Here is a 14,320-nt window from a genome sequence, read left to right on the forward strand (position 1 = left end):
ACGCTCTGAACCGATATACGGCCAGAGCGTCTATTTAGAGCGCATCCCGAAAAATGTGAAACGGTTTTCGGACAAAGATGCGCGTTAAAACTAATATTTAGAGCGCATTTCGATCTGATCCAATCAGATCGAAATGCGCTCTAAGAGACTGCACTGTCGCAGAAACACCGATGTCTCCGGGTCAGCCAATGGCCGACAGGCGCTCACGATATTTATCGACAATGACTGCGAGAATAATTACAAATCCCGTAATCATCTGACGCATGAAGTCGCTAAGACCAAGCAAAACGAGACCATTGGCGAGCACGCCGATAATCACCGCTCCAAGAAGCGTTCCCAGAATGGAGCCTCTGCCGCCCGTCAGACTGACACCACCAATGATAACTGCGGCGATGGCGTTCAGTTCAAAACCGATACCAATGATCGGGCTCGCGACATTCAGGCGCGCCATATAGATGATTGCACCAATCCCAACGGCCGCGCCAGCAATCGTGAAAGCAGCAATTTTGTACCAAAACACCGGATGTCCGGCCAGCCGCACGGCTTCCTCATTGTTGCCAATACCATACAGAAGACGGCCGAAAACAGTCCGATTAAGTACAAACCAGCTTATAGCCACCATCGCCAAAGCGACGAGAAAGGCCAGCGGTATTCCGAACAGAGTCTGCGAACCAAACGCATTGAACGCTGGCGGAAAGGAATAGATCGCGCGTGCGTCAGTCACCTGCAGTGCCGCACCCCGCGCGATGTTCAGCATACCCAATGTCACGATGAAAGACGGCAACCCCCAATAGGCGCTTATGAAGCCGTTAAGAAACCCGCAAGCAATGCCCACAGCGATGGACGCGAGTGTGGCAAGAGCAACGGCTTCGACAACGCCAAGTCCTGGCAGGTTCATCACCGTTCCACCAACCACGGCACACAGGGCCAGAAGCGATCCCACCGACAGATCAATACCGCCGATCAATATGACAAAGGTCATACCTATCGCCAGAATAAGATTGATGGTCACCTGGGTGAGAATGTTGGTGATGTTATTGAACGACAGGAAATGCTGCGTGGTAAGTGAGAACACTACGATGAGCAATAAAAGCGCGAGGGCAATGCCAGAATCGCGCAAAAGATTTGCGAACCGGATAGAAGAAGAGCGGTTCGGAGCGACATTAGCCATGGGCTGCCATTCCTTGTTCTGAAGCATGCAATTGAGATTTTGAGGTCTTGTAAGCGAGATTGAGAACCCGCTCTTCCGAAAACTCTCCGCGTTTCAATTCCCCGGTAATCGTGTGATTGGCCATCACGAGGATACGATCTGACAGAGCCATGAGTTCCGGCAATTCAGACGAAACAACAAGCAGCCCCTTTCCCTCAGCAGCAAAAGAACGAAGCAGCGAGTATATTTCTGCTTTGGCTCCAACATCGACACCACGCGTGGGTTCATCAAGCAAGAGAATAGAGGGCGAGCGAGCAAGCCATTTGGCCAGGACAACTTTTTGCTGATTACCGCCTGACAATGTCGCAACGCGATCACCAAGAGCTCCGAATTTCAGTTTCAGATCGGAAGCTTTTTCTTTTGCCAGTTGTAACTCCGATTGGCGATCCAGAACGCCAAACCGGGAGACGGCTTTCATATCGGCGAGGCTGATATTTGCTGCAATCGGCATTTCGAGGATCAGGCCCTCGTCTTTGCGATCCTCCGTTACGAAGGCTATTCCCGCTTCAATTGCTTCGGCTGGAGAATGGAGCTGCGTTTTCACATCTTCGATGAAGACATCGCCTGAAAGCGCTTTATCAATCCCGAAGATCGCGCGCAGCAATTCGGTACGGCCCGCGCCGATAAGCCCACCAATACCGAGAATTTCCCCCTTGTGCAGGGCGAAGCTCACGCCATCTGGATTGGGAGATTTCGCATGTCTTAGTCTATCCACGCGCAACAGCACTTCTGCCGTCGCGGCCGAAGGAACTTTTGCATGCATGGGATCGACCAGACTACGCCCAACCATACCTTGGATGAGATCATCGCTGTTGGTTTCGCTGATCGGCTTCGTAAACACAGTCTTGCCGTTGCGCATGACTGTAACTTGCTGACAATGATCAAATATTTCGTCCAGATGATGCGAAACGAAGACGATAGCCACACCACGTGCTTTCAACAGATCGAGCAGCTCGAAAAGGCGGCGTGCTTCATGTGCGGTCAATGTCGCGGTCGGTTCATCAAGGATCAGGATACGACTGTCGCTCATCAATGCCCGAGCAATTTCAACGAGCTGACGATGTGCAATACCCAGACGCTCGACCGGTGTCGCTACATCCACTTCACCAAGGCCGATTGTATCAAGGGCAGCGCGTGCTTTTTGCTTTAAGGCTGTGCGGTCGAGGATTCCGAGAGCATTTCTTGGTAGATTTTCGAAGCAGATATTCTCCGCGACAGACATATAAGGAAGCTGACTGAATTCCTGGTGAACAACCTGAACGCCTGCCAGCTTTGCCTCGCGTGGAGAGGCTGGCTCATAGGATTGGCCATCCAGCGCCATAGTGCCGTCATCGCGCCTGATAATGCCGCTCATTATCTTGATAAGTGTCGATTTACCCGCACCATTTTCACCGACAAGTCCGTGAATTTCACCAGGTATCAGTTCAAGATCGACACCGTCCAAGGCAATAACACCGCCGAAGCGTTTCCGAATTCCTTTGAGTGAAAGGATCGGGGCAGATTGCGCGTCAGCGCTGGTCTCGCCCATAGCTTTTCTCCGGTTGAATGGTAGTGGCTCCACGCGTATGAAGCCACCACTCGACTGAGATTACTTCAGCTTATCAGCCGTGATCAGCTCCAGATCGGTTTTCACCCAACCTGTAAGCGGTGCGCCACCCGCAACCACTTCAAGTGCCTTATCGATACCCATAGCAGCCATCTGCGATCCGAACTGGTCAACCGTAGCCAGAACCTTTCCGGCTTTAATTTCTGGCTGTATCGCAGGCAAATTGTCGAAACCCACGACCTTGATATCGTTCCGCTTGGCCGCGTCGAGTGCTTTAACAACGCCAAGTGCCATCGAGTCATTTGCTGCCATTACGCCCTGGATATCAGGATGCGCGGTCAGCATATTCGTGAATACCGAATTGGCTTCCTCGGTTTCCCAGTGAGCCGTACGAGAGTCGAGTACGTCCAGACCGCCCTCTTTTGCAGCATCGTCGAAACCAAGTTTGCGCTGCACAGCATTATCGGCGCCGGGATTTCCCTCAAGCATCACAACCTTGCCGCCTTTGCCGATCGCCTTGGCAAGTTCGCCACCGGACATTTTTGCACCAGCACGATTATCCGGGCCGACAAACGCCAGCTCAAGCCCCGCGTCTTTCTTGGCCTGTGCATCGAGCTCCACGTCGATGTTCACAACCACAATACCCGCATCAACCGCGCGTTTGAGCGGCGGAACCAAAGCGCGTGAATCTGCCGGAGCGATGACGATGGCATTCACACCCTGTGTGATGAAATTTTCGACAGCATTGATTTGGGTTTCAATGTCCGTTTCGGACTGCATACCCACAGCCTTCAGCTCGTAGGTGCCTTTTTCCTTATTGTGGGCCTGTGCACCTTCGAGCATGTTCTTGAAAAACTCGTTGGCGAGTGATTTCATCACAAGACCGACGACAGGTTTATCGGCAGCATAACTGGCTACCGGAGCTACGATCAATCCACTCACCACAGTCGCTGCGGCAACAAAAGCTTTAAAGCGCATTCTTTCCTCCCCGTCCGTCGCTTTTCGTCTTGGACAAGACCTGCGACGATGTTGACGATTGGCCCAATAATTGTCTCGCGAGCAGCCTGCCCGGGAAACATCTCTCCTACCCAATGGTCGACATGTTTGTAACATGACGTCCATACGCTCAATCAAAAACAGAATAGAATTTTCGAGTCAATATGAAACGGTTCATTGATAACAATCGTGATTTCGTCGCACCACCTCCCAATTTTGTTGACTTCACTGAGGCAATGGTCAGTTTTCCCTGCCACATCACGGCACCTGAACTGCTGGACAAGACAATTATCAGTTGTTACGTTTTGCAGATGAACCGTTTCATTTTTAGAATGTAACATTATTCCGAAAGGGACGGCTCGGTCTTTGGGAGAAGAGGAGGAGTTTTCAATGAAACGATTACTAGCCGCCATTTGTATCGCAGCGAGCACTTTACTCATGCTACCGGCACAGGCCGCCACTGAAAAAATGATCATTGATACCGATTTCAGCACAATTGGTGACGATGGTCAGGTCCTGATCATGGCTGCACAGCTCTACAAGCAAGGCACCATCGATCTTCTGGGCGTCACTGTTGTCACCGGAAATAACTGGCTGAAGCAGGAAGTGGCCGATGCGCTTCGCGCTGTGGAACGCCTGGGTATCGAGGATAAAGTTGGTGTCTATGCGGGAGCCAACCTACCATTGGTACATGATCCCCGCAGCTTTGAAAGCGAGCGAGCACTGTTCGGTTTTGGCGAAAGCTACAAGACAGCTTTTCATCGTCCTGAACCAGCCGAAAAAGACTTGATCGCTCCGCCAGATGGCTTTGCAAAAAAGGCAAAACTCGAAAAAGAAGACGCAGTCGATTTTATAGTCAATACGATCAAAGCCAACCCGAATGAAGTAACGCTTCTGGTTATTGGTCCTGCCACGAATATCGCTCTGGCCATTCGCAAGAACCCGGAGATTGTGCCGCTTATCAAGCGCATCGTGTATATGGCGGGCGCTGTCGATGTGAAAGGCAACACGACACCAGCGGCCGAAATGAATGTCTGGGTTGATCCGGAAGCCACACGTATCGTTATGCGCGCACCAATCGAACAGGCTATGATTCCGCTGGATGTCACAGACATTACACAGCTTGATAAAGAGACATTTGATCGGGTAACCGCAGGTGACGGCCCAGTTCAGAAGCTTTTTGCAGATAGCTGGATGGCGGAGACCTTTGCAAAGGATCCGAAAGCCGGCGCAAGCGTCTTTGATACACTCGCTCTCGCCTATGCAATCGACCCGAGCTACGCAACGAAAGTGGACGATCTTTATATGGACGTCGATATCGCTTTTGGCCCGGGTTATGGGCGTACTCTTGGCTATTGGCAGGAACAGCCGACGCCGCTATTGCAAAAGATGAAAGTAGTCAAAGAGTTCGATAAAAAACGCTTCTTTGATCTCTATGTGGATTTGATGCAGCGTCCAGTACCAATCAAGTTCGACAAATAGAACTTAGAGCGGCTCCAGTTAAGACTTAATCATTGGAACCGCTCTATCGACTTTTTTACGCATTATCCAACGCAAAACCGCTTCGCACTTTTGCTGGAAATGCTTTAATTCCTTGCCTCTCTCGATTTATGGGGAGGCAAGAAAGCAATTTGCAGGACAGGCATTCATGGCGACGATAAAGGATGTTGCGAAACGGGCTGGCGTATCGGTTGGCACGGTTTCGCGCGTGTTGAGCAACAATCCTTCCGTCACACCTAAAATGCGTGAAGCGGTCGACAAGGCAGTCTCTGCGCTTGGATACCGGCCGAACAATCTTGCGCGCGGATTGCGGCGACACCGCACCAATATGATCGCGCTTGTCTTGCCCGATATAACCAATCCGTATTTCTCTGAGCTGGCTCAGCGCATTGAGGCTGCGGCCTATAGCTATGGGCATCTTGTCGTTTTGGCAGATACACATGGCGACCCGGCGCGGGAAGAACAACAGATACTCGGGCTGCGAGCGCATCTGCCCGCTGGTTTTCTGATTATTCCCGTCAATGCCCACTCTCCGAGTTCATTGACTGGTTCAATACGAACAATTGCTCTTGATCGTCCCTATGGCAATCACCCGCTCGTTACGGTCGATCATTATGCAGGTGGAGAGCTGGCAGCACGTCACCTGCTCGGACTGGGACACCGAAAGATTAGTTATATTTCGGGTCCATCCAATCTCACGATCTCTGCTGAACGGCGGAAGGGATTTCTGGATTATTGCCAACGTGCCATCCAATCTGGAGAGGCAGTGATGCCTATGCCCGAATTGCTGGAAGCTGGCTTTGACTATAATTCAGGCGAGGCATTGGCTGCGCAACTCTTTATGCGCAAACGTGATGAGCTACCGACAGCTATCGCAGCCTCCAGTGATCAGCAGGCAATTGGTATCATGCGTGGGGCGTCTGATTACGGCATCTCCATTCCCCGCGATGTTTCCATCATTGGCTTCGACGATATTCCGCTGGCTCGCCTTACCACACCACGCCTTTCGACAATTGTGCAGCCTGTTAAAGCAATAGCTGAGAATGCCGTCGCCGCACTTCTGGGAACAGATGCACCGCAACGCTCAATTTTGCTTACACCCACAATCAAGTTGCGCGAAACCACGATCAAACTCTAGAGCATTTCCAGCAAAAGTGCGAAGCGGTTTTGCGTCGGATAATGCGAAAAAACAAAGAGATAGAGCATTTCCAATGATTCAAGAAAAACGGGAAATGCTCTAGAGTCCGGGGGGAACGCTTTAGTTATGGGACTCTCTCTTTATGATACGAACTCCGCCTGAGTTTGAGGAAGTGTCGTCTGGTTGGTCGTTCCTCGGCACAACGATAAGCCGTTTATCGGAACGATTGTCAGGTCTGGAATAATCAGTGCGCTGCTCCGGTCTTGAGCGGGTTCTCTCGCGGTCCGGCCTGTCGCGGTACTGTCTGTCGCGGTATGATCTATCACGGTAGTAACGATCATCTCGATAATACCTTGAGTTATACCTCGGTCCGCTGCGGTAAATAATGTCTGGTCCAGAATAGAAATCACCATATGCAGGACCATAGTTGCGATAACCATCGTAGGAATACGACTCGCTCACGCATCCAGACAGAGAAAATGACAGCAAGGCGATCACGCCCATAGACGTAAATGCTTTGAAATTGATCATGATCTTTCTGCCTTCTTTGCTGAATGTTATCTAGTTACAATCCTCTTTCTGATGAAGGAGGGCAAGTCACGAAATTCTATCCGTATGTTACTGTCCGAGATATAAGGCAGCTTGATCAAGCTTTCAGTCTCTGTGATCGCACCTGCTGAGAACATCGGCAATCCCCCGACAATGGTAAGCGTAGTGTGGATTTCACAAAAGAAAGGCGCCCTTTATCGGAAGAGCCCGCCTTTCTTTTGCGCAAAACCCGAACCGTCAGAGGTCAACCGGCTTTCCGGAGTCTTCTTCTTCAAGAGTCACCGCCACATCGGCATTGGCTGATAGCCTGACCTTATCGTCACTCTCTATGTCAGCCACGAAGCCAAGTTCGATGTAATGATGATGATTTCGATGGGCTTCCGAATTATCCTTTTTCTTCAGCTTGATGCGATTCCCCTCAAGACGATCAACCGTTCCAACATGAACGCCATCTGCTCCGATTACTTCCATATTCTCGTGGATTCTGTGCTGCATTGTCATTTCCTCCTTGGAACCGATCCGGTGCAGGGAGTCAGATAGCGCGTAGATGTGCAGAGACTATCCCCGGATCGAATTAAAGATTGCGCGTTAAAATAAATATTTAGAGCGCCGATCTGATCCAATCAGATCGAAACGCACTCTAAGACCACAACGCGACGAGGTTGCAAAAGCTCCGGCGATTTCCTAGACCTAGGGCTGAACCATACCATCGTGGTGAGCAATTCAGTCTGGGGACATGACGACTCATTTTCGAAATACGCTGCTTTCACTCGTTATCTCGAATAACCAGTCGGCCTTTCCTCTAATGATGGACGCCAAGTCGGACGATGCCATTGGGTTGCTGCGCGCTTAGCCCCGCAGCGACCCTCAAATTCCAGTCACACTGAATACGAAAAGTCCTGCCGGGCAACCGGTAGTGCCAACGTTTGGGATTTATTATGGCTATCTGGACTGAATTGGCGCGCGCAAGCAACGATGCTGGCGATGAAATCCTCCTGCGCCAAAGAGACGATATTTTCGAGATCCGATATAATGGTCTGGAACTCATGTCGAATATCAACTTCCAATCTGAGACCGTTCTGGCGGAACGATCATTGAGACTGCTCAGCCGTGCCCCGAAGAGAGTCCTGATTGGCGGACTCGGTATGGGCTTCACGCTCCGGGCTGCTCTGGATTACCTCCCGATTGATACCGAGGTTACGGTCTGTGAGCTCGTGCCTGAAATAGTGGAATGGAATCGCTCTCGTATTGGCCACTTGACTGGTTTCCCACTTCATGACCGCCGCGTGAAAATTCGGATCGGCGATGTAATGGATACCCTCAGTCAGAACCAGGCGACATATGATCTGATTTTGATGGATACCGATAATGGTCCTGATTGTCTGATCCGAAGCACGAATGATGCAATTTATGCGGATCACGGTCTGACTGTGGTAGAAAACGCACTCACATTTAATGGTATAGCGAGTTTCTGGTCTGCAACTGCATCACCCGAATTTGAAAAGACACTTGATACCCTGGGATGGGAGTGGAGCCGTCAGGATATCTGCCTGATTGGCGGAAGAGCCGATGCCTTCCATTACATCTACTTCGTCAATCAGACCCAGACCTCCAAAAAACTCGGCTCACTAATCAAAGCAGCAGGAGAGCTCAATCAGTTGGCCAGTGTTTAACCAATTCAATCCGGGAGACGGTCTCAAGATCGCCTCCCAAGTTCACTTCTCCAAAGAAAATATCGTGCGATCGCCACGGTCGCATTCTCCCATGCTCATAGATACTGGCGATCTGCATGGAATGCGGATAAACGCACCTTGATAATTATGAGTATGAGGGGTCTATGTCTTACTTCCCGAAATGGCGTCTTACCAATAACAGCACAGTGCTGCCCGATGAGAGGCTTCCAGCGGCAGCGGCTGTGCCGATGGGTATCCAGCATCTCCTGGCAATGTCCGGCTCGACAATCGTCGCTCCCTTGCTTATGGGGTTTGATCCGAATGTTGCGGTGTTCTTCTCAGGCATCGGCACATTGTTGTTCTTCCTGATGACCGGCGGTCGCGTACCGAGCTATCTCGGCTCGTCTTTCGCTTTCATTGCCGTCGTCATTGCCGTCACCGGCTATTCCGGAAGCGGTCCCAATCCCAATATCGGTCTGGCACTTGGCGGCATCATTGCTTGTGGCGCACTTTATGCTGCCATCGGTCTAGTGGTGATGACGATCGGCACAGGCTGGGTTGAGAAACTCATGCCACCTGCCGTCACCGGTGCAATCGGCGTTGCCATCGGCCTGAACCTTGCCCCTGTGGCAGTTGGTCAGCTCAAGGGCACGGGCGCGCATATGACCATCGCAATGCTGACGGTCCTCTGCATGGCGATGATTTCGGCCTATGGTCCGCTCGCTACCAAACGCATTGCGGTGCTGCTGGCACTTCTGTTTGGTTATTGCCTTGTGCTGATTTTCGGCAATGGCCTCGGCATGGTCCCTGGCATCGATTTTGCAGCGGTCGGTGCCGCTCCCTGGTTTGGTTTGCCCGCTTTTGCAAAACCCGTTTTCACCTGGCCCGCTATCACACTGATTGCCCCTGTTGCGATTGTTCTCGTTGCTGAAAACCTCGGGCATATCAAAGCGCTTGGCTCGATTACAGGTCAGAATATGGACCGCTATATCGGTCGTGGCTTTCTGGGCGATGGTCTTGCAACCATGATTTCCGGTTCTGGCGGCGGCACCGGCGTTACCACTTATGCAGAAAATATCGGTGTCATGGCCATGACCAAGGTCTATTCGACCCTGATCTTCGTGATAGCTGCCATAGTCGCCATTGCGCTCGGCATGTCACCGAAGTTTGGAGCAATCTTGCAGACCATCCCGGCACCCGTTCTTGCAGGTCTTGCTGTATCGGTCTTCGGGCTTATTGCTTCAGCAATGGCGCGTATATGGGTGGTGAATAAAGTCAATTTCGCCGATCCGCGCAATCTCTTTACAGTGGGCGTAGCACTGATTTTTGGTGCTGGTGATTTTACTGTCAATATCGGTAATTTTGCGTTGGGCGGCATTGGCACATCCACCTTTGCAGCTCTGATAATCTATCAGCTGCTCAGCATCGGCCGTCCAAGCGGCGACGAAAAAAGCTAAGTAAAAATAGTGTCGCGCGGAACCTTTAAAGCTCTGCGCGACACTCCCCCGCCCATATCAAGCACCCGTTTTTATCAAGCGCGACGCGTACCTGACGAAACGATATCAAGATAAACGGCCAGCACCAGAATGCTGCCCTTGATGATCTGCTGCCAGAACGTATCGACACCCAGCATCGACATACCATTGTCGAGGCTCGACATGATCAGCGCGCCGACCAGCGCACCAATGACTGAACCCACACCACCACGCATTGATGTACCGCCGATAAAGCAGGACGCAATCGCATCCAGTTCACCGCCAAAGCCTGCAGATGGTGTCCCAGCCGCAAGACGCGCCGTTGTCGTCAGACCGGCAACCGCGGCCATCAAGCCCATCAGCGCAAACACCGCCATTTTGACGAAGTTCACATTGACGCCCGAAAAGCGCGTGGCTTCCAGGTTGGAACCAACCGCATAAATGTGTCGTCCGAAAACCGTCTGGCGCGAAATGACGGTGAAAACACCCAAAATGACCAGCAGCACCAGAACCGGAACCGGCACGCCCTGATAGCTGTTGAGGATCAGGATAAAACCAAGGATCAGGATGCCTGTGCCAAGAAGACGTGCGGTTTCCATCGCTGGTGAAAGGGTTTGCAAACTGTGCTTGCGCTTGCTGGCACGAGTTCTGAGCGTAATCAGAATAAGGACCGTAAAGAGTACCATGGCGCAGACATTGCCAAGCCAGCCGGGCAGATACCCTTGTCCGATATATTTGAACTCTGGCGAAATCGGCGCAATCGTCACGCCACCCATGATGCCCAGCACGATGCCGCGAAACACCAATTGGCCACCAAGCGTGACAATAAATGAGGGAATACCAAGATAGGCTGTCATCCAGCCGTTGAACCCGCCCAAGATCACGCCAAGAACCAGAACCGTACTGACTGTGGCCCATAGCGGCCAACCATAAACCACATCAAGCACCGCCGCGACGCCGCCAAGAAGCCCAAGCAATGCCCCGACGGACAGGTCTATTTCACCCGCGACAATGACAAACACCATCGCCGAAGCCAGCATGCCTGTAATCGCCATCTGACGCAGAAGGTTGGAGAAATTGCGGGCCGTCAGAAACTGCGACCGCCCCATTTCCGGATCATAAGTCATCACGGCGAAGAATGCCCAGATGAGGGCCACCACAATCAGCAGCGCCACGATCTTGTATTCTGCAAGGAATTTTCTGAGGCTTTTGCCTGTCAATGTCATGTCATGCACCGGTTAGATTAGTTGCAGATCAGTCTTCAAAGACTAGGCCGCATTGGTTGCAGGTTTGCCGATTGCGGCGGCAAGAACCTTCTCCTGGGTGAGATTTTCATTTGGGAAATCGCCGCGCAACTTGCCTTCACCAATCACGAGGACACGATCGCTGATGCCGAGTACCTCCGGCATTTCCGACGAAACCATCAAAATTGCCACGCCTTGTTTAGCGAGTGCGAATATCAGCTTATAAATCTCATATTTTGCACCGACATCAACACCACGCGTCGGCTCATCAAGTATGAGGACCTTGGGATCAGGCAACATCATTTTTGAAAGCACGGCTTTCTGCTGATTACCACCCGACAGCGAGGCTATCGCCAGCATTGGATCGGCAGTTTTCACTTTAAGCCGCAAAATCTCACGCTGAATGGTTGCAAGCTCCGACTCCTTATCGATCAGGCCGCGCAGCGAAAAGCGATCCAGCACCGAGATCGTCATATTATGGCCAACAGGCATGATTGGCAGGATACCGTCACGCTTGCGATCTTCCGGCACCATACAAATGCCCTGCCGCACAGCATCGCGCGGCGTGCGGATCTTGATTTCCTTGCCGTCAAGAAAGACCTGCCCTTCATGGGATCCCGGCCACACACCAAACAGGCTCGATACGAGTTCAGTGCGCCCGGCCCCAACAAGACCCGCAATGCCCAAAATCTCACCACGTCTCAACGCAAAGGAAACATTATCGACCACTTTGCGGTCGGGATTGGTGACATCCCAGCAACTCACATTGCGGGCTTCAAACATCACCTCGCCGATATCATGCGGCTCGCGCGGGAAGAGGTTCTTCATCTCGCGCCCCACCATCATGGTTATGATGTCAGGCGTGGTCAATTCAGCCATAGGCCTCGTCGCGATATGCGCGCCGTCACGAATGACAGTCACAGTGTCGGAGATTTCCGCCACTTCGTCGAGCTTGTGCGAGATATAAACGCAAGCCATGCCTTGCGCTTTGAAGTCTTTGATCAGGTCAAGCAGAACCCGCGTTTCGGATGCGGTCAGCGCTGAGGTTGGCTCATCAAGGATCAGCAGCTTGGCGTTTTTGTTGATCGCTTTTGCAATCTCGATCAGCTGCTGTTTGCCGCCGGAATAATGATAAACGGGCAATGCAACATTGATGTCGTGGATATTAAGGCGTGCAAGCAGCTCCGTTGCCCGCGCATTCATCTGATCGTAATCAATGAATCCGCCATTGGTGGGCTCAGAACCCAGAAAGATGTTTTCAGCCACGGACAGATGCGGCACCATCATCAGCTCCTGATGGATGATGACAATACCGGCAGCTTCCGTATCACGAATGCCGCTCGCTTTCAGTTCGTTGCCTTCCCAGAATATCTCGCCAGTCCATGTGCCATAGGGATAAACACCCGAAAGCACTTTCATCAGGGTGGACTTGCCTGCCCCGTTCTCGCCGCACAGTCCGACACATTCTCCCGCGCGCACTTTCAGGTAAATGCCATCCAGCGCCTTCACGCCGTTGAACTCCTTACCGATGTTTCGCATTTCCAAAAGATAATCGGACATAAACAACGACCTTGCAGTATCTACATAAGAAATTGGCCGACAACGCTGTCAAAGACAGTTCTGTCAAACTTGATGTGAGGCCAGAGGCCGGAAGCACAGGTTTCCAACATCCGGCCCCGCAATTTATACTCAATTACGCAGAAAGAGAGCTTATTTCCCTTCGATCTGCTCCTTGGTGTAGAAGCCATCGGTCACATAGATGTCGATATTGTCCTTGGTCACAGCCGTTGGCGTGAGCAGAAGCGTGTCGACTTCCTTCGAACCGTTGTCGATCTTGCCGTTGAATTCCGGCTTTTCGCCCTTCACCATCTGCACGGTGAGCTTGGCTGCTTCTTCGGCAATCAACTTGAGTGGCTTGTAAACTGTAACGGTCTGCGTGCCGTCGACCAGACGCTTCACAGCGGCAAGATCGCTATCCTGACCGGAAACAGCGGTCTTACCTGCAAGACCTTGTGCTGCGAGTGCCTGAATTGCACCACCAGCCGTGCCGTCATTGGAAGCAACGACTGCATCGATCTTGTTCTGTGCGGCAGTCAGCGCATTTTCCATGATCGAAAGCGCTTCAGTCGGGCTCCATTCCTTAACCCACTGCGAGCCAATAATCTTGACCTTACCGGAATCGACGGCTTCCTTCAGCGCCTTTTCCTGGCCAGCGCGCAGCAGCTTCGCATTGTTGTCGGTGGGCGAACCACCGAGCAGGTAATAATTGCCTTCCGGCTTTGCCTTAAGCACGGCTTCGGCCTGCATGAAACCAACGCGCTCATTATCGAACGAAATGTAAGCGTCGATATCGGCATTGAGGATCAGACGATCATAGGAAAGAACCTTGATACCTGAAGCCTTTGCATCGGCGACGACCGCATCAAATACCTTTGAATTCATTGGCACGATCACGATGGCATCGACGCCCTGCGAGATCAGGTTTTCGACCTGTTTGACTTGCTTTTCTTCGTTGCCGTCAGCCGACTGAACATTGACCTTGGCACCGAGCTTCTCTGCTGCCGCGATGAAATAATCGCGGTCGCGCGCCCAGCGCTCAACGCGCAGATCGTCAATGGAAAAACCGATAACCGGATTTTCCGGCGATGCAAAAGCTGGTGTTGCGCCCATGGCTCCAATGCCGAGAGCTGCTGCAACCAGCGCGCCTGTTAGAAAATTACGACGTTTCATGCACTGTTCCTCCAATCACCGCCGGCATTATGCCGGTTGATATAAATTCCTCGCCCCGAACGAACCCGCCCCCGGAGTCTGGCACGACAAAGCGGCTCCTGACGAAGCTGCTTGATTTCATATCTGGCTGATCCTCCCTGCGGCGCAATGCGCCAAGACCACTCCAGTGAGTCTTACCCTTGAAGGTGCAAGATCTCATCCTCGGATGCAATTGATACGTGAACAAAAATGAATAGCAAGCATTTTTTGATTTACGTAC

Annotated in this window: 11 protein-coding genes; 4 read left to right on the forward strand and 7 right to left on the reverse strand. The window is 51.8% G+C overall.

Features of this window, described 5'->3' with window-relative positions:
* Positions 1-181 precede the first annotated feature (181 nt).
* From CEV33_RS04800 to CEV33_RS04810, 3 genes are read right to left on the reverse strand one after another with little or no spacing between them, the layout of a single operon-like run.
* Positions 182-1,171: an ABC transporter permease gene (locus tag CEV33_RS04800; RefSeq protein ID WP_094539540.1), complete on the reverse strand. Its 990-nt coding sequence runs from the start codon at positions 1,169-1,171 to the stop codon at positions 182-184.
* Positions 1,164-2,738: a sugar ABC transporter ATP-binding protein gene (locus tag CEV33_RS04805; RefSeq protein ID WP_094539341.1), complete on the reverse strand. Its 1,575-nt coding sequence runs from the start codon at positions 2,736-2,738 to the stop codon at positions 1,164-1,166. Before CEV33_RS04805 ends, CEV33_RS04800 begins: the two co-directional genes overlap by 8 nt.
* Before the next feature lie 60 nt (positions 2,739-2,798).
* Complete coding sequence (locus CEV33_RS04810; protein ID WP_094539343.1) at positions 2,799-3,734, reverse strand: sugar ABC transporter substrate-binding protein; 936 nt, start codon at positions 3,732-3,734, stop codon at positions 2,799-2,801.
* Positions 3,735-4,142: 408 nt separating this feature from the next.
* On the opposite strand from CEV33_RS04810, the gene CEV33_RS04815 reads away from it, so the two are divergent.
* Positions 4,143-5,234, forward strand: a complete 1,092-nt coding sequence (locus CEV33_RS04815) for a nucleoside hydrolase (RefSeq protein WP_094539345.1) — start codon at positions 4,143-4,145, stop codon at positions 5,232-5,234.
* A gap of 166 nt (positions 5,235-5,400) precedes the next feature.
* Positions 5,401-6,390, forward strand: a complete 990-nt coding sequence (locus CEV33_RS04820) for a LacI family DNA-binding transcriptional regulator (protein WP_094539347.1) — start codon at positions 5,401-5,403, stop codon at positions 6,388-6,390.
* Between the two features lie 786 nt (positions 6,391-7,176).
* Here CEV33_RS04820 and CEV33_RS04830 read toward each other — a convergent pair.
* Positions 7,177-7,434: a DUF2171 domain-containing protein gene (locus tag CEV33_RS04830; protein WP_094539351.1), complete on the reverse strand. Its 258-nt coding sequence runs from the start codon at positions 7,432-7,434 to the stop codon at positions 7,177-7,179.
* A gap of 443 nt (positions 7,435-7,877) precedes the next feature.
* Between CEV33_RS04830 and CEV33_RS04835 the strand changes: the two genes are divergently transcribed.
* Entirely contained in the window at positions 7,878-8,612 is a 735-nt protein-coding gene (locus CEV33_RS04835) for a spermidine synthase (RefSeq protein WP_094539353.1), read from the forward strand.
* Between the two features lie 164 nt (positions 8,613-8,776).
* Complete coding sequence (locus CEV33_RS04840) at positions 8,777-10,069, forward strand: solute carrier family 23 protein (protein ID WP_094539354.1); 1,293 nt, start codon at positions 8,777-8,779, stop codon at positions 10,067-10,069.
* 74 nt (positions 10,070-10,143) lie between these two features.
* Here the strand turns inward: CEV33_RS04840 and CEV33_RS04845 are convergent, their stop codons facing one another.
* The 3 genes from CEV33_RS04845 to xylF form a co-directional block, all read right to left on the reverse strand.
* Entirely contained in the window at positions 10,144-11,313 is a 1,170-nt protein-coding gene (locus tag CEV33_RS04845; RefSeq protein WP_094539356.1) for a sugar ABC transporter permease, read from the reverse strand.
* A 42-nt stretch (positions 11,314-11,355) separates the two neighbouring features.
* Positions 11,356-12,891 carry a xylose ABC transporter ATP-binding protein gene (locus tag CEV33_RS04850; RefSeq protein ID WP_094539358.1) on the reverse strand — a complete coding sequence of 512 codons (1,536 nt, stop codon included), beginning with the start codon at positions 12,889-12,891 and terminating at the stop codon, positions 11,356-11,358.
* Positions 12,892-13,041: 150 nt separating this feature from the next.
* A complete protein-coding gene (gene xylF / locus CEV33_RS04855) occupies positions 13,042-14,061 on the reverse strand; it encodes a D-xylose ABC transporter substrate-binding protein (protein ID WP_094539359.1) in 1,020 nt (339 codons plus the stop codon).
* Between the last annotated feature and the right edge of the window lie 259 nt (positions 14,062-14,320).

The organism is Brucella grignonensis (assembly GCF_002252505.1).
In the GTDB taxonomy this organism is placed as follows: Bacteria; Pseudomonadota; Alphaproteobacteria; order Rhizobiales; family Rhizobiaceae; genus Brucella; species Brucella grignonensis.